The sequence below is a fragment of the Vibrio sp. 1457 genome (assembly GCF_033340195.1).
Classification (GTDB): domain Bacteria; phylum Pseudomonadota; class Gammaproteobacteria; order Enterobacterales; family Vibrionaceae; genus Vibrio; species Vibrio alginolyticus.
Genome location: NZ_JAWOWA010000001.1, coordinates 23,622 through 46,146, shown reverse-complemented (window position 1 = coordinate 46,146; position 22,525 = coordinate 23,622). Strand labels below are relative to the sequence as shown.

Annotated in this window: 18 protein-coding genes; 10 read left to right on the top strand and 8 right to left on the bottom strand. The window is 46.0% G+C overall.

The features are described 5' to 3' along the window. The first annotated feature begins 49 nt into the window (after positions 1-49). The 6 genes from R7Z41_RS00245 to R7Z41_RS00220 all read left to right on the top strand — a co-directional run bounded on the left by R7Z41_RS00245 (position 50) and on the right by R7Z41_RS00220 (position 6,479). A complete protein-coding gene (locus R7Z41_RS00245) occupies positions 50-1,123 on the top strand; it encodes a polyamine ABC transporter substrate-binding protein (RefSeq protein ID WP_017633955.1) in 1,074 nt (357 codons plus the stop codon). Positions 1,124-1,210: 87 nt separating this feature from the next. Then, entirely contained in the window at positions 1,211-2,185 is a 975-nt protein-coding gene (locus tag R7Z41_RS00240) for an ornithine cyclodeaminase family protein (protein WP_205390831.1), read from the top strand. A gap of 56 nt (positions 2,186-2,241) precedes the next feature. Next, positions 2,242-3,156, top strand: coding sequence for a dihydrodipicolinate synthase family protein (locus R7Z41_RS00235; RefSeq protein ID WP_033905160.1), 915 nt, complete (start codon positions 2,242-2,244; stop codon positions 3,154-3,156). A 73-nt stretch (positions 3,157-3,229) separates the two neighbouring features. Then, on the top strand, positions 3,230-4,351 hold the full coding sequence (locus tag R7Z41_RS00230; protein ID WP_225477410.1) for an ABC transporter ATP-binding protein: 1,122 nt from the start codon (positions 3,230-3,232) through the stop codon (positions 4,349-4,351). Then, a complete protein-coding gene (locus R7Z41_RS00225; RefSeq protein WP_191116081.1) occupies positions 4,348-5,628 on the top strand; it encodes an ABC transporter permease in 1,281 nt (426 codons plus the stop codon). The genes R7Z41_RS00230 and R7Z41_RS00225 overlap by 4 nt, the downstream gene beginning before the upstream one ends. Before the next feature lie 2 nt (positions 5,629-5,630). Beyond that, the gene (locus tag R7Z41_RS00220) at positions 5,631-6,479 is read left to right on the top strand and encodes an ABC transporter permease (protein WP_006741629.1); all 849 of its coding nucleotides are present in this window, start codon (positions 5,631-5,633) and stop codon (positions 6,477-6,479) included. A gap of 120 nt (positions 6,480-6,599) precedes the next feature. Here R7Z41_RS00220 and R7Z41_RS00215 read toward each other — a convergent pair whose 3' ends face one another. Continuing rightward, the gene (locus R7Z41_RS00215) at positions 6,600-7,034 is read right to left on the bottom strand and encodes a hypothetical protein (protein ID WP_042521922.1); all 435 of its coding nucleotides are present in this window, start codon (positions 7,032-7,034) and stop codon (positions 6,600-6,602) included. A gap of 302 nt (positions 7,035-7,336) precedes the next feature. Between R7Z41_RS00215 and R7Z41_RS00210 the strand changes: the two genes are divergently transcribed. After that, positions 7,337-9,781, top strand: a complete 2,445-nt coding sequence (locus R7Z41_RS00210) for a collagenase (RefSeq protein ID WP_206970008.1) — start codon at positions 7,337-7,339, stop codon at positions 9,779-9,781. Positions 9,782-9,941: 160 nt separating this feature from the next. Here the strand turns inward: R7Z41_RS00210 and R7Z41_RS00205 are convergent, their stop codons facing one another. The 7 genes from R7Z41_RS00205 to R7Z41_RS00175 form a co-directional block, all read right to left on the bottom strand. Continuing rightward, positions 9,942-11,738, bottom strand: coding sequence for an aminopeptidase P family protein (locus tag R7Z41_RS00205; protein WP_017633962.1), 1,797 nt, complete (start codon positions 11,736-11,738; stop codon positions 9,942-9,944). Further along, positions 11,738-12,730 carry an ABC transporter ATP-binding protein gene (locus R7Z41_RS00200; protein WP_017633963.1) on the bottom strand — a complete coding sequence of 331 codons (993 nt, stop codon included), beginning with the start codon at positions 12,728-12,730 and terminating at the stop codon, positions 11,738-11,740. Before R7Z41_RS00200 ends, R7Z41_RS00205 begins: the two co-directional genes overlap by 1 nt. A 9-nt stretch (positions 12,731-12,739) precedes the next feature. Then, positions 12,740-13,723 carry an ABC transporter ATP-binding protein gene (locus R7Z41_RS00195; RefSeq protein ID WP_017820901.1) on the bottom strand — a complete coding sequence of 328 codons (984 nt, stop codon included), beginning with the start codon at positions 13,721-13,723 and terminating at the stop codon, positions 12,740-12,742. Between the two features lie 10 nt (positions 13,724-13,733). Then, the gene (locus R7Z41_RS00190) at positions 13,734-14,666 is read right to left on the bottom strand and encodes an ABC transporter permease subunit (RefSeq protein ID WP_005377839.1); all 933 of its coding nucleotides are present in this window, start codon (positions 14,664-14,666) and stop codon (positions 13,734-13,736) included. A gap of 9 nt (positions 14,667-14,675) precedes the next feature. Beyond that, positions 14,676-15,596, bottom strand: a complete 921-nt coding sequence (oppB, locus tag R7Z41_RS00185) for an oligopeptide ABC transporter permease OppB (protein WP_005377838.1) — start codon at positions 15,594-15,596, stop codon at positions 14,676-14,678. A 144-nt stretch (positions 15,597-15,740) separates the two neighbouring features. Continuing rightward, complete coding sequence (locus R7Z41_RS00180) at positions 15,741-17,351, bottom strand: peptide ABC transporter substrate-binding protein (RefSeq protein ID WP_206970010.1); 1,611 nt, start codon at positions 17,349-17,351, stop codon at positions 15,741-15,743. 264 nt (positions 17,352-17,615) lie between these two features. Continuing rightward, entirely contained in the window at positions 17,616-18,722 is a 1,107-nt protein-coding gene (locus tag R7Z41_RS00175) for a M20/M25/M40 family metallo-hydrolase (RefSeq protein WP_206970013.1), read from the bottom strand. A 538-nt stretch (positions 18,723-19,260) separates the two neighbouring features. On the opposite strand from R7Z41_RS00175, the gene hppD reads away from it, so the two are divergent. The 3 genes from hppD to R7Z41_RS00160 are packed head-to-tail and all read left to right on the top strand — an operon-like array spanning position 19,261 to position 22,504. Further along, positions 19,261-20,334 carry a 4-hydroxyphenylpyruvate dioxygenase gene (hppD, locus tag R7Z41_RS00170; RefSeq protein WP_005377835.1) on the top strand — a complete coding sequence of 358 codons (1,074 nt, stop codon included), beginning with the start codon at positions 19,261-19,263 and terminating at the stop codon, positions 20,332-20,334. Continuing rightward, complete coding sequence (locus R7Z41_RS00165; RefSeq protein WP_054574088.1) at positions 20,327-21,457, top strand: homogentisate 1,2-dioxygenase; 1,131 nt, start codon at positions 20,327-20,329, stop codon at positions 21,455-21,457. Before hppD ends, R7Z41_RS00165 begins: the two co-directional genes overlap by 8 nt. A 9-nt stretch (positions 21,458-21,466) precedes the next feature. Beyond that, positions 21,467-22,504 (top strand): fumarylacetoacetate hydrolase family protein, encoded by a 1,038-nt coding sequence (locus tag R7Z41_RS00160; RefSeq protein WP_025766743.1) that lies wholly within the window; start codon positions 21,467-21,469, stop codon positions 22,502-22,504. The last annotated feature ends 21 nt before the right edge of the window (positions 22,505-22,525 follow it).

The window sequence follows — 22,525 nt, the reverse complement described above, 5'->3', positions numbered from 1 at the left end:
CAACAGCCGTATTCGGATGCCTCCAGAAAACAACCAAAAGGAGTAAAACATGTCACGAATGACCAAAGCACCATTGGCGCTGTTGATTTCAGGAATGCTGTTGGGGACCTCTGCTTATGCTGAAGACAAATTGACGGTCGTATCTTGGGGTGGTGCATTCACCAAGAGCCAAGTGGAGGCATATCACAAGCCTTTCATTAAAAAAACAGGTGTCGAGATCGTATCCGAGGATTTCAGCGGCGGATTAGCCGAAATTAAAGCGCAGGTGGAAGCGAACAACGTGCGCTGGGATTTGGTTTCTCTCGACAAGCCAGACATTGTTCGTGGTTGCGCCGAAGGGTTACTAGAACCAGTGAGCCCAAGTATTTTGCCTCCGGGCGCAGATGGAACACCAGCACAAGAGGATTTCATTGATGGTGCGATTCACGAATGCGCAATCAATACCATCGTTGTGTCCACAGTATTAGCGGTGAACGAAGACGCATTTAAAGGTAAGGCTTTGCCTAGCAAGTTGACCGATCTCTTTGACCTAAAAACTTTTCCAGGTCGACGTGCATTGCAAAAACAACCTCAGGGTAATCTTGAGTGGGCACTATTGGCTGATGGTGTAAAACCAGAAGAGGTCTACAGCCTGCTCGAAACCGAAGCCGGGCGTGAGCGTGCGTTTGCTAAGTTGGATACGATCAAATCAGAAGTGCTGTGGTGGACAACAGGAGCCCAGCCACCTCAAATGCTTGCAGACAAAGAAGTGGTGATCGCCTCGGCGTTTAACGGCCGAATTCACAATGCCCGTAAAGATGAAGGTCAACCATTTCGGATTATATGGGACCGTCAAATGGGTTACATGAATGGATGGGCGATACCTAAAGGGAGTGAGAACACAAAGCTTGCATTGGACTTCATTGCTTTTTCTTCAGGAACAAAACCATTAGCTGATCAAGCTAAGTACGTTGCCTATGGGCCTACGCGTAAGTCGTCTTCGGCGGAGGTGAACCCAGACATTTTAGCGAACCTTCCTACCGCACCTCAAAACTTCCAAACCGCCTTCCTGATTAACGATGAATGGTGGTCAGACTACGCGGATGAACTAAATGAAGAGTTCAATACCTGGCTGCTTAACTAGGCGTTAATTTGTGTATGGGGTCGAGTTTTCATCCATAAGCGAGGTTCCGTACTTTTCCTCAACTGTATTTATGTTTTCGGAGAAATGATGAAAGTCATCGAAGCACAGCAAGTCGCGCAATGTTTAACAATGAAGTCTCTTATTGAAACGATGCGTGAAATGTACTCGCGGCCAGCAACAATACCTCAACGCCGAGTCATGCCCTTAGAAGAGGGAGAATACGAGGCGTTTGCGCTACTTCCTGCTTGGAACCAGGAGTTAATTGCGGTGAAAGCCTTTACGTATTTCCCGCATAACCCTGAGCAAGGCAAAGATACGCTTGCATCTAAGCTGCTTGTTTTTAGACGAAACGATGGTGAGCCGCTCGCACTCGTAGACGGTAAAGTTTTAACGTTTTGGCGCACCGCCGCAGCTTCTGCGTTGGCAGCGGACTATTTGGCGCGTCCCGATGCTGATCGTCTGTTGATCTTCGGAACGGGCAATCTTGCGCCTTATTTTGCGTGGGCATACGCTGCGGTTCGCCCACTTAAGCAGGTTTATATTTGGGGGCGTAACTCAGACAAAGCCGAGGCGACGGTAGATGCCATTGTGTCATCTTCAGAGTATCAGTCGCTTCCTGATGAGCGTCGGTTCCGTGTTTCAGTCGTAGAAAATGTGGACCACGTTATCAAACACGTTGACATCATCAGCTGTATTACCGCATCAGCAGAGCCTTTGTTTAATGGCGCAGACGTGCAGCCGGGCACCCATATTGATTTGGTCGGTAATCATGACTTGGATAAGCGTGAATGCGACTCCGAAGCAGTGCAACGAGCACAGGTGTATGTTGATAGCCGTATTAATGTATTAGCCGAAGCGGGCGATCTTCTCATTCCAATTCAAGAGGGCGTGTTCACGTCAGACGATATTAAAGGGGAATTACCGCAGCTTTGCGCCCAACAAATCTCAGGACGTCAAAACGATGAGGTCATTACTTTATACAAATCAGTTGGCAGTGCTTTGGCTGATTTGGCCGCTGTAAAGGCGGTGTTGTTAGAAAATGGCATAGATAGCCATGTCTGAGCATTTTCGCTCGTTCATTTAAATTGCATACAATATACATATAAGGAAAGTAGTTCATGAAAATTGATTGGAAAGGTGTTTATCCGGCGGTCAGTACGCAATTTCGTCAAGATCAGTCAATTGACTTAGACGCAACGCAAACCGTTATAGACAACCAGATTAAAGATGGTGTGAATGGCATTATCTGCTTGGGTACTGTCGGTGAGAACTGTGCGTTGTACCCGGAGGAGAAACGCCAGGTCTTGCAAGCGGCAAAAGAAGTCGTAAATGGCCGTGTGCCTTTGATTGCTGGTACAGCAGAGTCTATTACCACAGCAGCTGTTGATTACATGCAGGATGCGCACAAAATTGGTATCGATGGTTGTATGGTGATGCCTGCCATGGTTTACCGCACGTCTGAGAGCGAAACGTTCGAATATTACCGCACGCTAGCAGAAGCAACGCCAGAAATGCCAATCATGATTTACAACAACCCGGTTGCTTATGGTGTCGATGTAAACCTCGATATTATGGCGAAACTGGCTGAGTTTGAAAGTATTGTAGCTATCAAAGAGTCGACCACTGATACTCGTCGTATCACTGAGCTTTACAATAAATTTGATGACCGCTTTACCGTGTTCAGTGGTGTTGATGACATCGCTCTTGAATCATTGATGCTAGGTGCGACCGGCTGGATTTCTGGTTTAACCAACGCATTCCCAGAAGAATCCGTCGCGATTTATAAACTGGCAAGCCAAGGTCGTTATGCTGAAGCGTTAGAAATCTACCGTTGGTTCTTACCGCTACTGCGTTTAGACACCATTCCTACGCTGGTTCAGTGCATAAAATTGGCCGAGCAAGTCTGCGGACGTGGCTCTGAACAGGTTCGTGCGCCACGCCAACTCTTACAAGGTGAAGAGCGTCAACAAGTCATTCAAATGGTTGAACATGCGTTAGAAACCCGCTTAGACCTATCCAAATACAATCTGTAATTGTGCTGTTTAGTAGAGCGTTAACTGACGCTCTACTTATTCGTAATATTCAAAAAATGAGAAGAGGGAAGTCATGAGCACGGAAAACAAGGACTATGTCAGCTTTCAACACGTTAAGAAAACCTACGATGGCACGAATTTGGTGGTGAAAGACTTCAACTTAGATATTGCTCCTGGAGAGTTTGTTACTATGTTGGGGCCGTCAGGATCGGGCAAGACCACTTGCTTGATGATGCTAGCAGGCTTTGAAACTGCGACCGGTGGAGACATTTATATTGATGGCGTTCCTGTTAATCATCTCACGCCGCACAAGCGCGATATTGGTATGGTGTTTCAAAACTATGCGTTGTTTCCACATATGACCATTGCTGAGAATCTTGCGTTTCCTTTAAAGGTGCGAAAACTCGACAGTGACACGATTCAAAGCAAAGTTCAGAGTGTATTAGAAATGGTCGAGCTTGAGCATGTTGCGACTCGATACCCGAAGCAGTTATCAGGTGGTCAACAACAGCGTGTTGCGTTAGCGCGAGCATTAGTGTTTGAGCCTAAACTCGTGTTGATGGATGAACCACTAGGCGCGTTAGATAAGCAGCTGCGTGAGCAAATGCAGATGGAAATTAAACATTTGCATGAAAAGCTTGGCATTACCATTTTGTATGTGACGCACGATCAAGACGAAGCTCTCACTATGTCCGACCGTATTGCGGTTTTTAATCACGGCGAAGTGCAACAACTCGCGACACCAACCGAGCTTTATGAATCTCCGAGTAATACGTTTGTTGCGCAGTTTATCGGAGAAAACAACCAACTCTCAGGTTTAGTCAAAGAGTGGGACGGAAAGTATTGCCAAGTGCTCGTTGGGAAAGAGTTATTTACTGCGAAACCTGTCAGAGTCTCTGAGCAAGGGCAGAGAACAACACTTTCCATTCGACCAGAAAAGATTGTTATTCAACCAGAGAAAGCGTCTTGTGAGAACCAAGTCTCGGGCGTCCTACGAGAATTGATTTATCACGGTGATCATTATCGTCTGGTCGTCGAAGTAGAGAGCGTTGGTCACTTCATCGTTAAAGTACCTAACGATAATCGTAAACACTTGCAGTTAACGCCTGGCTCAATTTGTCGTATTGGTTGGCAAAGTGACGATTGCCATGCTCTTGATGGGACACAAACTCAAAGTAGCGAGGTAGCAGCATGAGTCGAGAGCTAACCGCATTAGATTCTGTATTGGAAATCGAACGCCAAGTTCATGAGCAAGAAACCAATCTGAAAGCGCAGCTGCAAAAGGCAGAGCGCCGAAAAAAGCTTCGCTCCATTATGCTCACAACGCCATTGGTGTGTTTTATTCTGCTTACGTTTGCTTTTCCTATCCTCGACATGCTTTTTCGAAGCGTGGATAACCGAGAAATATCCCAGTCACTCCCACAAACTATTCAAGCTTTAGAAAGTTGGGATTATCAAGGTCAGCCTCATCAAGAAGTCATTGAGGCATTCTCTGTTGAGGTACTTGCGCTTTATCAAAGCAAAGAGCTACCGAAAATAGCCAACCGGATGAATATTGAAGAGTCTGGTATGCGCAGTTTACTCATGAAAACCGGCAGAAAGTTGTCTCGGTTGACGTCGCTGCCGATCTCGGTGACACAGCTAGCTAAGCTGGATAAGCGTTGGGCTAATCCTAAATATTGGGCGGCGTTTAAGAATCTTAGTGGCGCATTAACATTCAGTCATTATCTTGCAGCGCTAGACTTGCAAGTGAATGAGTTTGGAGACATTGAGCCCCAACCAGAAAAACGCCAAATATACGTCGACCTTTTCTTTAAAACTTTTTGGATGTCTATCTCAATCACCTTAATTTGTTTGGTGATGGCGTACCCCGTTGCTTACCTGCTTGCCAATTTACCTGATAAGCGCGCGAACTTACTTTTAATTATTGTGCTGCTGCCATTTTGGACATCATTATTAGTCAGAACCACGTCTTGGATTGTTCTGCTGCAAAACCAAGGGGTCATTAATGATCTCCTTATTTGGTCGGGTTTTACTTCTGAGCGAATTCAGATGATTCACAATACCTTCGGAACGGTGGTGTCTATGGTTCACATTCTGTTGCCGTTTATGATCCTGCCTCTGTATAGTGTAATGAAAGGAATTAGCCCAACTTATTTCCGTGCCGCTCGTTCTCTAGGCGCGACGCCTTTCATTGCGTTCATGAAAATTTATATGCCGCTTACGTTACCTGGGATAGGTGCGGGGGCCTTGCTCACTTTCATTCTTTCTATTGGTTTCTACATTACGCCCGCTTTGGTTGGTGGAAGAAGCGGACAGATGATCTCCAATATGATTGCCTATCATATGCAGACATCACTGAACTGGGGGATGGCTGGCGCATTGGGTGGACTGCTTTTGTTCGTTGTACTGGTTCTGTTTTATATGTTCAACCGTGTGGTTGGCATTAACAACCTTAAGGTAGGGGGATAACCATGGCATTACCAAACTATGCATCAAAAGTAGAGCGAGTTGCTTACGCAGGTTACTTAGCTTTTTGTGGGGTGGTGCTGTTCTTTTTAATCGCTCCAATTCTGACCATCATCCCGTTATCGTTTAATGCAACGCCTTACTTTACTTTTACCGAGGGGATGTTAAACCTTGACTCTGCAGCGTATTCTACTCGCTGGTATCAAGAAATGTTTACTAGTGATCAGTGGCTGTTGGCGCTGAAAAATAGCACGTTCATTGCTTTTATGGCGACACTCGTTGCAACAGGGCTGGGAACTCTGGCGGCGTTGGGTTTAGCAAGTAGTAACTTGCCTTTTCGCAATACGATTATGGCGCTGTTGATCTCGCCCATGATCGTACCAGTCATTATCTCTGCTGCTGCGATGTACTTTTTCTACACACGCCTTGGCTTATCACAAACTTATTTAGGCGTCATTTTGGCACACGCTGCGTTAGGTACGCCTTTTGTCGTCATTACCGTTACTGCGACGTTAAGCGGCTTTGACCATAGCTTGGTAAAAGCGGCGGCTAGCTTAGGAGCAAACCCTGTTTATACTTTCAGACACATTACCTTTCCTCTGATTCGTCCGGGGATGATTTCTGGCGGCTTGTTTGCTTTTGGCACTTCGTTCGACGAGGTTGTGGTGGCGTTATTCCTGACTGGGGCAGAACAAAAAACCGTTCCTAGGCAGATGTGGTCAGGAATTCGAGAGCAAATCAGTCCGACTATATTGGCGGTCGCTACGTTGCTGATTTTTATGTCGGTGTGTTTGCTCGTGACTTTAGAAGTTCTACGTAGGCGTAATGTACGCATTCGAGGCATTCAAGAATAACCAAACTTTTTCTTTGTTGCTCGCTACGCACTTTTGTTTAGGTGCTCCTCAATTTTTGACCAAATGCGCCTCATTGTAGGCGCTTGTCTTTTGTGTTTATCATCAGCGATGACTGACATGTCACTCCTGTAGATTAATGCCAGCCTGCTCGAAACGTGCCAAAGGCGACTTATTTGATCGCTGATACCAACTAGCTGGCATGTTTGGTTTAAGTCGGGCTTTCTCTTCCTTGCTAATCACAACATAGTGCAAAAACGCATTAAGTGTGGTTACCATCACGTTAAACGTCATTTCCCCATCTTTGCTGATGGATTTCAATAACCCAACGACGGTTTCCTCAGAGACTAACGGTTCAACCACCGCCTTTTTTCGCTCTTTTATTGATGTTGAAGCGGGCAGTCTTGCACGTGCCGTCTCCCAACAAACTTTGTTGGTTTTACTGACAAGGTTGTGCTTGTAGCAGTAGTAACTGAATAAAAAGCGTGGCAGGTTTTGCCAGCGTTCGGCTTGGACTTCTAACCAAAGATGTTGTAGCTCAATATCAGCGTCGGTCATAGGAGTTGTTTAGCAAAAAGAAAAGAAACCATTTTATCGCTTTTGTGAGGAGCAATAAAAGATATTTGAATGGAAAGATAAACAACTAGTTGATCAATATTACTAAAGCAAATCGATTTCTGGCAAGCTCGTGCAACGGCAACTCGAGTACCAAAAACTGACACCGTCACGTTCAGTTGTTAACAAAATGTTTCATCTTGTCTTGCGAGTAGATTATATGGAGATGCTCTTGCAGTAATAAGGGCAGTGGCGATGCAAAAGACGTAATGCATTTAAGGAAAACTCAATATAGAAGAAATTAGATGGAACTGAAGACTTTGAGTGTCGCGATTGCGACAACATTAACCAGCACTGGCGTATTTGCGTTAAGCGAGCCAGTTTCTCAAGTTACAGAGCAACATGCACATTCGGCTCATACACACGGTGTTGAATCCAATCGAGTTGAATACCAACCAACCGCAACTCTCCCTATTCAGCCCTCCAAGGCAACTCGAGTACAGTCACTTGAAAGCCTTGATGAGTCGAGCACTGCTTGTGATTTGGAAGCATTGGTTACCGAAAGCAGTAACCAATTGATCAGCGAAATTTTAAGTCAGGGCGCGACGTGCGTGAACCAGTTATTCTCTGCTGAAAGTCGGATTCAGGAGTCGGTATTTAGCTCCGATCATATGTACAACATTGCGAAGCGCACTACGACATTGGCGAAGGGGTATACAGGTGGCGGGAGCGATGAACTCGAAACGTTTTTCTTATACTTGCGCGCGGGTTATTACGCCGAGTTTTACAATGACAACATCTCATTTATTGAATGGGTTACCCTAGCGGTGAAAGAATCCGTGGATGCGTTTGTTAATAACGCAAACTTCTATGAGAACAGCGACCGTCACGGCAAAGTGCTTAGTGAAGTCATCATCACTATGGATAGTGCGGGCTTGCAGCACGCGTACTTACCGCAAGTGACCCAGTGGCTTACACGTTGGAATGATCAATACGCCCAGCACTGGTATATGCGCAATGCAGTTAACGGTGTTTTCACTATTTTGTTTGGTGGGCAGTGGAACGAGCAATTTGTGCAAATAATTGGCAACCAAACGGACCTTGCCAAAGCTTTAGGCGATTTTGCTCTGAGGGCATCATCAATCGGTGCTGAAGATGAGTTCATGGCCGCGAATGCGGGGCGAGAGCTCGGGCGTTTAACCAAGTATACGGGTAACGCGAGTTCTGTTGTGAAGAGTCAGCTGAGTCGAATCTTTGAACAGTATGAAATGTATGGTCGGGGTGACGCGGTTTGGCTTGCGGCGGCGGACACTGCCTCATATTACGCAGATTGTAGTGAGTTCGGAATTTGTAATTTCGAAACTGAGCTAAAAGGCTTAGTGCTATCGCAAACTTATACTTGTAGTCCAACAATTCGAATATTGTCCCAGAATATGACGCAAGAGCAACACGCGGCCGCATGTTCTAAAATGGGTTACGAAGAGGGTTACTTTCATCAGTCATTAGAAACTGGTGAACAGCCAGTAAAAGATGACCACAATACTCAGCTCCAAGTCAATATCTTCGATTCAAGCACCGATTATGGTAAGTACGCAGGGCCAATTTTCGATATTAGTACTGACAATGGCGGTATGTACTTGGAAGGCGATCCTTCCCAGCCGGGGAATATTCCCAACTTTATTGCTTATGAAGCCTCTTATGCGAACGCGGATCACTTTGTCTGGAACTTAGAGCACGAATACGTGCATTACTTAGATGGTCGATTTGATCTCTATGGAGGGTTTAGTCATCCAACTGAAAAAATAGTGTGGTGGAGTGAAGGCATTGCAGAGTATGTCGCTCAAGAAAATGACAACCAAGCAGCACTTGAGACGATTTTAGACGGCTCGACATATACCTTAAGTGAGATTTTCGAGACTACTTATGATGGGTTTGATGTCGATCGAATTTATCGTTGGGGGTACTTAGCTGTACGTTTTATGTTTGAAAATCATAAAGATGACGTAAACCAAATGCTGGTGGAAACACGCCAAGGGAATTGGAGCAATTACAAAGCAACGATCACCCAATGGGCGAATTTATATCAAAGTGAGTTTGAGCAGTGGCAGCAAGCCCTTGTCTCAAATGGTGCACCTAATGCAGTCATAACCGCAAACAACAAGGGGAAAGTCGGTGAAAGCATTACATTTAGCAGTGAAAACAGTACAGACCCAAACGGGAAGATCGTCAGCGTCTTATGGGACTTCGGTGATGGCTCGACAAGTACACAAACCAAGCCGACGCACCAATATGGGAGTGAAGGGGAGTATTCGGTCAGTCTAAGTGTGACAGACAGTGAAGGCTTGACGGCAACCGCCACTCATAGTGTTGTTATCTCAACGTTGGGCGGTAATGACACATTGCCACAAGACTGCGCGGTGCAAAGTAAAGTAAGCGGTGGGCGCCTAACAGCAGGAGAGCCTGTTTGCTTGGCAAATCAACAAACCATTTGGCTGAGCGTGCCAGCGGTGAATGAGAGCTCAAATCTGGCGATAACGACGGGGAACGGTATGGGCAACCTAAAGCTTGAATACAGTAACTCTGGTTGGCCGGATGGTGCTAATCTTCACGGGTGGTCAGATAATATTGGTAATGGAGAGTGTATTACGTTGTCAAATCAGAGTAACTACTGGGGCTACGTTAAAGTCTCTGGTGACTTTGAGAATGCCGCCATCGTCGTTGATTTTGATGCTCAGAAGTGTCGTCAGTAGGGCATTTTAACTGCATCATTTTAATTTAATTGATCGCCTCGCTAACATTGCGGGGCGTTTTTGTTTTTCACGCCGTTATCTCTATAAAAAAACCAGCCCGAAGGCTGGCAAACAAGGAGTTTGAGATGAAAATGAAAACGTTATAAAGCTTGCTGATATCCTATTTCTCAATAAGTTGGGTTGTGCGTTGAAGCCAGTTTTTATCTTGCGTATCAAGAAAAGGGCTAAGTGCTTGATAGACTCGTGAATGGTAATGATTGAGCCAGTCTAGCTCTGCTTGATCTAGCATTGATAAATCAAGGGCGTTGGTCGCAATTGGAGCAAGAGTGATGGTCTCAAAACCGTAAAACGTGCCGAACTCATTTTGTTCTACTTCTACAACTTTAAGAATGTTCTCTATTCTTACCCCGTACTCACCTTCGCGATAAACGCCTGGCTCATTAGTAATGACCATACCCGGTTTTAGTTCAACCTCGTGGTGGCTTTGCGAGAAATTTTGTGGGCCTTCGTGAACATTCAAGCAAATGCCCACGCCGTGTCCAGTGCCGCACTTGTAATCAATACCATGTTGCCATAAGACGCCACGCGCCATGATATCAAGATTGGCACCCGTAGAGCCTTTCATGAATCGAGTCTGAGTCAGTCGGATGACCGCTTTGAGCACCAAGGTATAATCTTTGCGCTGCTTAATGGTCGGTGACCCGAAGTGGAAAGTACGGGTGATGTCTGTTGTCCCGCCAAGGTATTGGCCACCAGAATCGACGAGAAAGAAGTTGCTTTCATTGACTGCCGCATTGCTTTCTTCATCGGCGGCATAATGCATTTTTGCCCCGTGAGCTGCGAAGCCTGCGATAGTGCGGAAACTGTCACTCACATAATGTCGGGTTTGACGGCGATAGTGATTCAGTTGTGCCTCAGCAGACAATTCTGTAACGAGTCCGCTTGGAACTTGCTCTTCGAGCCAGTTCATAAACCTTACGATTGCCACACCATCATCTGTTAATGCCTGTTCTAGGCTAGTTAGCTCGGTCGCATTTTTTATGGCCTTCATTGCCGTTACAGGGCAAGCCATTGGCTTTAGATTCACATTCCCTTCAATCGAACTCACCAATAAGCTGTCTGTGTGGGTCGGGTTAAAAGCGAGCGATAATCCCTCACATTGCTGATTCAAATACTGACTTACGTAGTTGTAATGGCGAATGTGTACACTCTGATCGGTCAGCGCTCTTTCAACGTCTTGAGGCAGTTTGGCTTTATCAATAAACAGTGTCGCAAGTGATTGCTCTACGACTAGATAGGCTTCAGAAACTGGGCAGTAATTCGTATCACCACCTCGAATATTCATTGTCCACATGACATCATCTAGCGTTGACACTAATAAGCTATCTACTTGGTTCTCGGTTAACCAAGAACGGATTCTCGCTAACTTATTTTCAGTGTCAACGCCAGCAAAAGCGGTGGGGTGCTCGAATACGGGTGCACTTGGGCGAGGTGGTCTTTCAAGCCAAATCGGTGTGAGTAAATCCAGGTCGAGAATGATCTTAATGTTTTTCGCTTCAAAGGTTTGTTTGAGGCCTTGATAAAAAGCGTAACTGATGGCGCGCCCGTCAACCGCGATAATACTGTTTTCTGGTAGCGTGGTAGCCAGCCATTTGGCAACTGTCGGCGTTTCTGGTTGTTTGGCTTTAAACAGTTCAAGTCCTGTGCCGTGTAACTGTTCTTCAGCTTGAATATAGTAACGACCATCAGTCCACAGGCCACCACCTTGTTGGGTAATGACGACATCGCCTGCTGAGCCGGTAAAACCTGAAATCCAGCTTCGCGCTAACCAATGATCCGCTGAGTATTCACTGTTATGTGGGTCATTGTTGGTCACGATATATGCAGACACGTTGTGAAAGGACATTGCCTCACGCAATAACGTAAGGCGTTGGTTTACTGAGTTAGTATTGTTCATTAAATGGTTCCTAAAGTCATATTTGAGCAATAGATATGATGCTGCTCCGAGCCTGTTTTTATTGGGTTCTGTTGCCCGCATACTTCTGTTGCTTCTGGGCATCGAGTACGAAAAACGCAACCGCTCGGTGGGTTAAGTGGAGAAGGAAGATCGCCGGGCAATAGTTGTATTTCACGGTCACGTGCTAATTGCGGATTAGCTATCGGGACAGCAGATAACAGTGCTTTGGTGTAGGGGTGTTGAGCATCATCAAATACTTGATCGTAACGTCCTACTTCCATAGGTTTACCAAGATACATCACCATAACGCGGTCGCTGATATGGCGCACCACGCTTAAGTCATGCGCAATCATCACCAGTGTTAACCCCATTTCTTGTTTAAGATCATCTAGAAGATTGATGACCTGAGCTTGTATGGAGACATCTAGTGCACTAACGGGTTCATCACACACGACCAAATCTGGATTGAGAATTAATGCTCTGGCAATGCCCACACGCTGGCATTGACCTCCGGAAAATTCATGTGGATAGCGGTTTCGCTGGCTCGCCAAGAGACCCACTTTATCCATCATAGCGATGACACGCTTTTCTACCTCTGCCCGTTTAAGCTTTGGCTCGTGGGTGAGCAGTGGTTCGGCGATGCATTCTGAGATGGTTAACCTCGGATTCAAACAAGCGGATGGGTCTTGAAACACCATCTGAAATTCTCTGCGTCGAGAGGAAAGCTCTTTTTTACTAAACCCGAGCATGTCTTGACCTTTCCAAGTCAACTCGCCATGTGTAGGTTCAATTAAGCGAAGTAAGGCGCGAGCAAGTGTTGATTTTCCGCAGCCTGATTCCCCCACAATGCCAAGTGTCTCACCTCGGTAAACATCTAAGTCGATACCATTGACCGCTTTCACGATTTTACGTCGACTTGGAATAAGATGACGTGAAACAGGAAAGTGGACGTTTAAATCACGAGCAGACATGAGGACTTCTTTTTTATTCATAACGCCTCCTTAAGCTTTTATTTGAATGGGAGTGATAACACTGGGTGCTTTAACGTGACAGGCAATGGACTGGCTCGTGTTTAATGGAGAAAACCGTGGGGTTTCGTATTGGCAACGCGTCTCTCGATGCTCGCACCGCTCTTTAAACGGACACCCTTGATGGTTAATCAACGCACTTGGTGGGTTACCTGGGATGGTTGGTAAACGCGGCATATCTTCAGTGATGGAAGGAATCGCCTTTAGCAGGCCTTGAGTGTAGGGGTGCGCAGGTTGAGCGAACAATGTCTCGGTATCTGATTGCTCCATTTTTTGACCACCATACATGACCAATACGCGATCACACATCTCGGCGACGACGCCCATATCGTGAGTGATCAGTAAAATAGCCGTATTGAACTCTTGTTGTAAGTCTCGTAATAGCGTCAAAATTTGAGCTTGAACGGTTACATCTAACGCGGTGGTTGGTTCGTCTGCAATTAACAACTCGGGCTTACACAACAAGGCCATCGCTATCATGATTCGCTGACGCATTCCGCCAGATAATTCGTGAGGGTATTGATTCATCCTAGTTTCGGGAGAGGGAATACGCACCGCATCCAACATGTGAATCGATTCAATTTTTGCTTGTTTTCGGGTCATTCCTTTATGAATCATGAGAACTTCACAAAGCTGTTTGCCAATTTTCATAAATGGGTTGAGTGACGTCATCGGATCTTGAAAGATCATTCCGATTTTCTCTGCACGGATGCGGTTGAGCTGCTTTTTAGACATCGCGAGTAAATCATCACCGTGGAACATTGCGCTTCCAGACACGGCGCCGTTATCCGCGGTTAACCCCATTAATGCGAAAACAGACTGGCTTTTTCCCGAACCTGATTCCCCAACAATCCCAAGAGTTTCGCCCGCTTTAATCGAGTAGGAGAGATTACTGACCGCTTGCACTTGCCCATCTGGCGTATCGAAGCGCACGTTCATGTTTTCAATAGATAGCATGGGTTTGTCCTTATCGGTCTTTCGGGTCAAGAGCATCACGCAAGCCATCGCCGATGAAGTTAAAACAAAAGAGGGTGGCAACTAAAAACAGAGAGGGAAAAAGCAGCATCCACAATGCAACGTCAATCGTTTTTGCGCCTTCGGAAATTAGGATTCCCCAGCTCGTGTCTGGTGGTTGAACACCAAGCCCTAAGAAGCTCAAAAACGATTCGAACATAATGAATCCTGGTACCATTAAGGAGGAATAAACCATCACGATCCCAAGAACATTAGGCAGAACATGGCGTCGGACAATTGTCAATTTAGAAACCCCAATAGAGTGTGCGGCTTCGATGAACTCTCGCTTTTTTAGACCGAAGGTGACGCCACGTACAACACGGGCAATGCCCAGCCAAGATACCATTCCGATCACGATAAAAATCAGGTAGATGTTGTTGCCAAAAAGGGTAACAAACAGGATAACCATAAACATAAATGGCACCGAATCGAGCACCTCAATAATGCGCATCATTACGCTATCGACAACGCCGCCAAGATAGCCGGAAATACTTCCCCAAATCGTACCAATAACAACGGCGACTAAGGCGCCAACAAAACCTACCAAAATAGAGAGCCTGCCACCTTGCATCGTGCGAGCGAAAACATCTTGCCCGAGATCATCGGTACCAAAGTAATGACCACTGCTCAGTGAAGGTTTTCCTAGCTCGTATGGATCGATGAGCACTTCCCAGTCAATTTCATCATGGCCAAAAGCGGCAAGAGAGGGGCCGAAGGTGATGCATAAGGTAATGAACGCCAAAACATACACTGATGTCATCGCGGCTCTGTTTTTACGAAATCGAGTCCATGCATCCTGCCAAAGACTGCGACCTTCGACGGCTTCAATATTGTCGACGACTTGATCTTGAAGAGCTTGTGTATCCAGTTTTTTGATCGTTAACATGCCGTACTCCTAAACGCGTATACGAGGGTCGATAATCGTATATAGCAAGTCGACCACAAGGTTAAAGAAGATAGTGAGTGAAGCGACAATCAGAGTAATGCCCATTACTAGGCCGTAGTCGCGGTTGAGAGCACCAGACACAAAGTGTTGTCCCATGCCACCTGTACCAAAGAAAATGTCGATAATCACCGAGCCTGTCACAACAGACACAAACGCAGGGCCGAGCATCGCAACGACGGGAATAAGGGATGGTCGCAAAGCATGATGGAATAAAATGTAGGTTGTGGACAAACCTTTGGCCTTTGCCGTTCGAATGTATGGTTGGTTGAGTGTTTCAATCATTGCGCCACGCATGACGCGTGCAATACTCGCAATGGAGCCAATCGCCAGGCTGAGCACGGGAAGAACAAGAAAAGCCAGCTTTCCTCCTTCCCAACCACCAGCAGGGAACCAGCCGAGCTGAATAGCGAAGATCATGACTAAAACTGGAGCAAGAACGAAGGCCGGCACCACAACTCCAGTCATCGAAAGTGTCATCAGGCCGTAATCTAGGCGGCTATTTCGGTTCAATGCCGCAATGGTGCCAAGCAACATGCCAAGTGGAACGGAAATACAAAAGGAGAGTACGCCTAATACTGCTGAAACTGGCCATGATTGTGCGACGAGCTGTGTAACACTGAAGTCTTGATAAACGAAGCTCGGACCGAGATCTCCTTGTATGAAATTACCAATGTAAATCCAAAACTGAGTAAGGAAGGGCTGGTCCAAATGGAATTTTGCTTCGATATTCGCACGTACCACCTCTGGCATAGGCCGTTCCATATCAAATGGCCCCCCTGGTGCAATGTGCATCAGCCAAAATGATACGAGTGCGATGAATAGAAGCGTGGGGATAGCGATAGCTAATCGCTTAACAATGTACCAAATCATGATCCATCATCCTTTGGTCATCCGAAATCACTTCGAACGGTTATGAATAAAAAATGGTCTGAGCTCAGGTTGCCTTCTCCACCGAGAGATATGAGGAACGGCAAGTAAACATTGAACTTGCCGACTCAGACCGAAAACATGCTTTTAGTGGGCTTTTACATAGACATTCTTGCGGTAGTACGACGACTCAGGGTTTGTCAGTTCGTAGCCGCCCACGTAAGGCTTGATGAGGTATTGATCGTTACCCGGACGATAAATAGGAATAATGGCCATGTCTTCAATCAGCATGCTTTCTGCTTGTAGATACAGTTCTGATGGGTTGCTCATGGTCTTTGAGCGAGCCATTAACTCGTCGTATTGCGGGTTGTTATAACGAGAATCGTTGTACTCGCCACTAGAAACGAAGATATCCAACCATGTAGAGGCTTCATTGTAGTCAGCCGTCCAGCCGCCGCGAGTAATGTCGGTCGGCTCTTTAAGTGCGTAGAACACTTTCGGTTCTAGCTGTTTTATCGTGACTTGCGCACCCAATCGGCTTTTCCACATGCCTGCCATGGTGGTTGCCATTTTTACGTCCATCGAGAAAGTTGGTACGGTAAACGTCAACTTAAGCGGATTGCTTTTATCGTATCCAGCTTCTGACAGTAATTGCTGCGCTTTTTCGATACGTTTATGACGGTTCCAAGTTGCGAACTCAGGAGTGTGAGATTTAAAACCATCTGTTTGAGGTGGCACAAGGGTATACATTGGAACCCCACCGTTTCTCAAGATAGCACTCGTTAACAGTTGACGGTCAATGGCATATGAGAGGGCTTTACGGACCCGCACGTCTTTTGTTGGTCCTTGTTGAGTGTTGAGGTAATAGAATGTGGAGCCAAGAGACGCACTGGTGCTTGCCACTTCTTGTGGGCGTTGTTGAATTAACTTTTTCTTCTGAGCGGCAGGAATGGAAACCGCTTGGTCTATCTCACCGGCTAGGTAGCGGTTTAGCACTACGTTTGCATCACCAATTGGTAGCCAGGTGACTTTTTCCAGCACTACATTGCTTGCGTCCCAGTAATGTGGGTTTTTAACCATCACCAGTTTTTCGTTAACTTTCCATTCAGAGACAGTAAACGCACCATTTGTAACGATATGCTCAGGCTGGGTCCAACGGTTGCCATGTTTTTCAACGGTCGCTTTGTGAACGGGGGCAAGCACTGGATGACTTAATAGTTTCGTAAAGAAGGGAATAGGCTCTTCGAGTGTTACCTGGAATGTTTTTTCATCCAGCGCCTTCACGCCCAAGGACTCGGGTTCGGCTTCGCCCTTCATAATCGCTTGCGAGTTTTCGATATTTGGAATGGCCGCAAACCAAGCGTAGGGTGAAGCAGTGCTTGGATTCAGTAAGCGTTGCCAGCTGTAGACAAAATCTTGTGCAGTGACCGTTTCGCCATTTGACCATTTTGCATCACGTAAGTGGAAGGTATAAACCGTATTGTTGTCATTGACTGACCAAGACTCAGCAACACCAGGAATGGTTTTACCTTGCTTATCTTGAATGACCAGACCTTCAAACAGGTCTCGACCGAGATTAAAAGCGGGCTCTGCGGCTTGCTTGACTGGGTCAATAGAAGTAACTTCAGCTCCATTGTTTAGCGTAATTTCTTGTATCTCATCGAGGGTCACACCTGCGGGATACGGTGCGGCATAGCTTGATGTTGCCAGTATTGGACTCATCATCGACGCTAATAAAAGCAACTTAGGTAATTTCATCCTTGTCTCACTCTTTTCATCCTGAAAGATGTCAAAAATGTATATTGTATAAATTGTCTACACAATCGAGTTTTAACATTACTGTAACAGGGTGTCAGGTGTTGAGCTGTCTGGTCTCAAAAAGTGAGCTAGGGGAATTTCTTTGAAGATCTGATATCAAGTTGGCATGACGGGAAGTAATTTTGCTTCGATACAAATTAAAATCCCCTTCAAGCACAGGCTAGAAGGGGAAGATAGTCAGTCTGCTCTTCAAAAGGCATGACGTTAACTGACTAGGAAATGTTTCACGAATTCAGTGATTTTGACCATATCACTTACCGCGATAAACTCTTCTGTCGTGTGTACTTTTGCCATGCCAGTTGAAAGATTGACCGTTGTGAGACCTTTCTTGTTAAAGTTGTTGGCATCGCTACCGCCGCCAGTGCCTTTTGTGAAGGCGTCAATTCCCAACTCTGAAAACGCTGCTTTTATAGCGTTTACGTGTGGGTGGTTTTCTTCAATAACAAAAGCGTCGTAGGCTCGGCTAGATTCAATGTCGACTTCTGCACCGTGTTTTTCACAGACAGACTCTAATGTTGAGATCATATGATTGACCTGAGCATCTAGTTTATCGCCATTCAGGGAGCGTGCTTCTGCCACGATTTTTAATTCAGGCATAACAATGTTTGTGGCCTGACCGCCATTCACTATACCGATGTTGGCTGTCGTTTCTTCGTCGATGCGAAGCAGCTTCATTTGGTTGATGGCATCTGCCGCCACCATGATCGCACTAATGCCTTCTTCTGGCGCAAGCCCTGCGTGTGCTGGTCGACCTTTGATTTTTGCCATGATCTTTTGCTGGCCTGGGGCTGCGGTCACAATGGTGCCAATAGGGCCACCCGTATCTAACACGATTGCTTCCGTTGAAGTGACGTGTGATATATCGAAGTATTGTGAACCGAATAAACCGCCTTCTTCATACACGGTGAAAGCAACTTCTAACGTTTTGTGCTCACGGTTTTCCGCTTGAATACAACGAACGGCTTCCATGATGGCAGCAATACCAGATTTATCATCGCCACCAAGAATCGTATTGCCTTTTGAACGGATAACGCCGTCTTCGATGAGTGGCTCAATGCCAATACCTGGAGTGACCGTATCCATATGACAGCTCATTAGAATAGAGCCGTCTTTTTTGCCGTCTAAACGGGCGTACACGTTAAAACCGTTAGAAATGTGCTCAGGTACTGGAAGTTTGCGTACGGTAAAGCCTAGCTTGCCTAGCTGTTCTGCCAGTGTTTCTGCAATTTGTTTTTCGTTTTTTGATTCGCTGTCGATACGTACTAGTTGGCAAAAGTGTTCAACTAAGCGTTCTTGATTGATGTGTGTCATTAGATGTCTCTTTTTCTGATCGAGCGTGAAGCCTTGTGGCTCGGCTCGATAGGGAACAGAGCACCACTTATGGCACAGTTACTTTTGAATAAAACTGAGGTGAATCAATAAAGGGGTATCCATGACACGATTCTGACCGATGAGCCTTTCGAACTGTATGAAGCGTCACGAAACATTACTTTTGATGTTTTGCAGGATCAAATGAATAAATCGGATAGAGATAGGGTGCAATAGACTTTCCATCCCCTTTTGCTTTTTGAGCTACGTTGCCAAGATAAAATGCCAAAGTAACAACTTGTTTACATTTTATGTGGTGGCGTAAAGCCGAAAACATCAATCTAATATATTGAAAATAAGCAGTTTGTTTGATGTTTACGAAAGTGGGTTCGATGTGCTCGCTATGTGTAACATATGTTTTACAATTATGCGTAAAAATCGCCAAGATAAAGATTTCTCCCCACGTATTCCAATTTCTCAAGACCTGCGCCAAGTTAGAAAAATAAGTCCAAACAAAAGCTACTGAGACAAGGAGAAAGTCATGGTTGATGCATATAACCCACTAGGAACAGACGGATTTGAGTTTGTTGAATATACCGCTGCTGACAACAAAGGCATTCAACAGCTTAAAGATCTGTTTATATCGTTAGGTTTTGCGGAGATTGCAAAGCATCGCTCAAAAGAAGCGTGGTTATATCGACAAGGTGACATTAGCTTTATTGTGAATGCGCAGCCGCATAGCCAAGCTGAGGGATTCGCCAAAGTTCACGGTCCGTCGGTTTGTGGCATGGCATTTCGTGTGAAAGACGCCACCGTTGCTCTGGCGCATGCGTTAGAGAATGGCGGTAAAGAATATAAAACGGAAATTGGGCCGATGGAGCTTAGCATTCCTGCTATTTATGGCATCGGTGAAAGCTTGCTTTATTTTGTCGATCGTTATGGAAAGCAGAGCATTTATGATGTCGATTTTCGTTTTTATGATGATGCTGATGAGCGTTTATCAAAAGCGAATGTTGGTCTTTACGAAATCGACCACTTAACGCACAACGTTAAGCAAGGCAACATGGATGTCTGGTCAGGTTTCTATGAGCGCATTGGTAACTTCCGCGAAATTCGTTATTTCGATATCGAAGGTAAGCTGACTGGTCTTGTCAGCCGTGCGATGACCGCACCTTGCGGCAAAATCCGAATTCCTATCAATGAGTCGTCAGATGATAAATCACAGATTGAAGAGTTTATCCGTGAATACAATGGCGAAGGTATTCAACACATCGCATTGACCACTGACGACATCTACGAAACGGTCAAAACCTTGCGTGAGCGAGGCATGGACTTTATGCCAACGCCAGATACTTATTACGAGAAAGTCGATCAGCGTGTTGAAGGCCACGGCGAAGATGTAAGCAAGCTTCGTGATTTGCAGATTCTTATTGATGGTGCGCCAACGAAAGATGGCATCTTGCTACAAATCTTTACTCAAACCGTTATCGGCCCTGTGTTCTTCGAAATCATCCAACGTAAAGGCAATGAAGGCTTTGGCGAGGGTAACTTCAAAGCGTTGTTTGAATCGATAGAAGAAGACCAAATTCGCCGAGGAGTATTGAGCGATGCATAAATGGATCACATTCCCTCATCGGGAGGGAGTGTGCTCTAAACAAGCACATGCTGACTTCCCGGAAGAGGCAATTTATGAACGTGAGGCAGGTCGAAGTGGCTTCTTCGGCCCCGCAACACATTTTCATCATCAACATGCCCCAACGGGGTGGTCTGAGTGGGAGGGCGAGCTACGTCCACGAGCGTTTGATTTTAATCTAGTCGAAAAAGCCAGCCATATTACCCCTTGGGCAGTCCCGCATCTATTACACAACGCGAATTGTAAAGTTCGTGTTTGGCGTATGGATGAAAAAATGGACTTCTTGGTGAGAAATGCAGATGGCGACGAACTGCTATTCATCCACCAAGGTACGGCAGATCTCTACTGTGATTATGGTCATTTGAAAGTGAGCGAAGGGGATTATGTCATGATCCCGCGCTCAACGAGCTGGCGTTTAGAACCAAGCGAGCCGATGTTCATTCTGATGATTGAAAACACCGATGCGGCTTATACATTGCCCGAAAAAGGCATGGTTGGAAACCACGCGGTGTTTGATCCGGCGGTTTTAGAAACGCCGTCGATCAACGATCAGTTCCGTGCTCAATATTCTGAGAATCAAACACAGGTTCAGGTGAAACGCCACGATAAAGTCAGTGTTATCACTTACCCATTCAACCCGCTGGATGCGATTGGCTGGCATGGTGATTTGGCGGTAGTAAAAGTGAACTGGCGTGATATTCGTCCACTTATGTCACATCGTTACCATTTACCGCCTTCTGCACATACTACATTTGTAGGAGCAGGATTTGTGGTGTGTACCTTCGTTCCTCGTCCAATTGAAAGTGATCCTGGAGCGCTCAAAGTACCGTTCTACCACAACAATGACGATTATGACGAAGTCTTGTTCTACCATGCAGGTGATTTCTTCAGCCGTGACAACATTGAAGCAGGCATGGTGACATTCCATCCAGCAGGATTTACGCATGGTCCTCACCCGAAAGCATTCAAAGCAGGGCGAGAGCACAAGAAGACTTTTACCGACGAAGTTGCGGTCATGATCGATACGCGTCACGCACTTCAGTTTGCGGATGAGCTGGAAAAAGTAGAAAACAAAGAATACGTCTATAGCTGGCAAGAGAAGTAAGAGGCAAGGATGAAATTAGCAACCAAGAAAAATGGCACTCGTGACGGTTTGTTGATGGTCGTGAGCAAAGACTTAACGCGCTGCGTACCAGCGACAGAAATTTTCCACCCCATGAACTTAGCACCGACGATGCAGGTGGCACTTGATAACTGGGATACGCTAGCACCGCAACTGGAAGAGCTATACGTTGCACTGAACAATGGCACGGTTGCAGGGTATGAAGAGTTTGAAGCGCACTACTGCGAGTCGCCGCTTCCTCGCGCTTATCAGTGGGCTGATGGCAGTGCTTACGTAAACCACGTTGAGTTGGTTCGAAAAGCTCGCGGCGCTGAAATGCCAGAGAGTTTTTGGACGGATCCGTTGATGTACCAAGGAGGCTCTGATGCCTTTATTGGTCCTTGTGACAACATCGAGTTTGCGAGTGATGAATGGGGTATTGATTTCGAAGGTGAAGTGGCTGTGGTAACTGGTGACGTACCAATGGGCGCGAGTGTTGCAGAGGCTCAGGAGTCGATTCGTTTGATCATGCTGGTGAATGATGTCTCACTGCGTGGGCTAATTCCGGCAGAGTTAGCTAAAGGGTTTGGTTTTTTCCAATCTAAACCTTCTTCTGCGTTTTCTCCTGTGGCAGTAACACCAGACGAACTAGGCGATGCGTGGTACGAAAACAAAGTGCATTTACCATTGGTCTCGACCTACAACCACAAGCCGTTTGGTCGCCCGAATGCAGGTATCGATATGACGTTTGATTTCGCAGACTTAATTGTTCACGCGACTAAAACGCGCCCGCTATCTGCTGGGGCAATTATAGGTTCTGGCACGGTATCTAATAAGCAAGGCACCGAACATGGCACTTCGATTGAGGAGGGTGGCGTTGGCTATTCATGTATCGCGGAAGTTCGCATGATTGAAACCATTCGTGATGGCAAGCCGTCGACTAACTTCATGTCGTTTGGAGATTCAATCAGATTGGAAATGTTCGATGCGGATGGCAACAACATATTCGGCTCGATTGACCAACAAGTTAGCCAATATCTCAAGCACTAACAATGCTGGTTGGGAGACGAT

Excerpts from the sequence above, each read along its gene's own strand:
- R7Z41_RS00205 (WP_017633962.1), bottom strand. The coding sequence starts at position 11,738 with ATGAACAATACTAACTCAGTAAACCAACGCCTTACGTTATTGCGTGAG.
- R7Z41_RS00245 (WP_017633955.1), top strand. The coding sequence starts at position 50 with ATGTCACGAATGACCAAAGCACCATTGGCGCTGTTGATTTCAGGAATG.
- oppB (WP_005377838.1), bottom strand. The coding sequence starts at position 15,596 with ATGATTTGGTACATTGTTAAGCGATTAGCTATCGCTATCCCCACGCTT.
- R7Z41_RS00195 (WP_017820901.1), bottom strand. The coding sequence starts at position 13,723 with ATGCTATCTATTGAAAACATGAACGTGCGCTTCGATACGCCAGATGGG.
- R7Z41_RS00210 (WP_206970008.1), top strand. The coding sequence starts at position 7,337 with ATGGAACTGAAGACTTTGAGTGTCGCGATTGCGACAACATTAACCAGC.
- R7Z41_RS00180 (WP_206970010.1), bottom strand. The coding sequence starts at position 17,351 with ATGAAATTACCTAAGTTGCTTTTATTAGCGTCGATGATGAGTCCAATA.
- R7Z41_RS00230 (WP_225477410.1), top strand. The coding sequence starts at position 3,230 with ATGAGCACGGAAAACAAGGACTATGTCAGCTTTCAACACGTTAAGAAA.
- R7Z41_RS00200 (WP_017633963.1), bottom strand. The coding sequence starts at position 12,730 with ATGAATAAAAAAGAAGTCCTCATGTCTGCTCGTGATTTAAACGTCCAC.
- R7Z41_RS00220 (WP_006741629.1), top strand. The coding sequence starts at position 5,631 with ATGGCATTACCAAACTATGCATCAAAAGTAGAGCGAGTTGCTTACGCA.
- R7Z41_RS00240 (WP_205390831.1), top strand. The coding sequence starts at position 1,211 with ATGAAAGTCATCGAAGCACAGCAAGTCGCGCAATGTTTAACAATGAAG.
- R7Z41_RS00175 (WP_206970013.1), bottom strand. The coding sequence starts at position 18,722 with ATGACACACATCAATCAAGAACGCTTAGTTGAACACTTTTGCCAACTA.
- R7Z41_RS00165 (WP_054574088.1), top strand. The coding sequence starts at position 20,327 with ATGCATAAATGGATCACATTCCCTCATCGGGAGGGAGTGTGCTCTAAA.
- R7Z41_RS00190 (WP_005377839.1), bottom strand. The coding sequence starts at position 14,666 with ATGTTAACGATCAAAAAACTGGATACACAAGCTCTTCAAGATCAAGTC.
- R7Z41_RS00160 (WP_025766743.1), top strand. The coding sequence starts at position 21,467 with ATGAAATTAGCAACCAAGAAAAATGGCACTCGTGACGGTTTGTTGATG.
- hppD (WP_005377835.1), top strand. The coding sequence starts at position 19,261 with ATGGTTGATGCATATAACCCACTAGGAACAGACGGATTTGAGTTTGTT.
- R7Z41_RS00225 (WP_191116081.1), top strand. The coding sequence starts at position 4,348 with ATGAGTCGAGAGCTAACCGCATTAGATTCTGTATTGGAAATCGAACGC.
- R7Z41_RS00235 (WP_033905160.1), top strand. The coding sequence starts at position 2,242 with ATGAAAATTGATTGGAAAGGTGTTTATCCGGCGGTCAGTACGCAATTT.
- R7Z41_RS00215 (WP_042521922.1), bottom strand. The coding sequence starts at position 7,034 with ATGACCGACGCTGATATTGAGCTACAACATCTTTGGTTAGAAGTCCAA.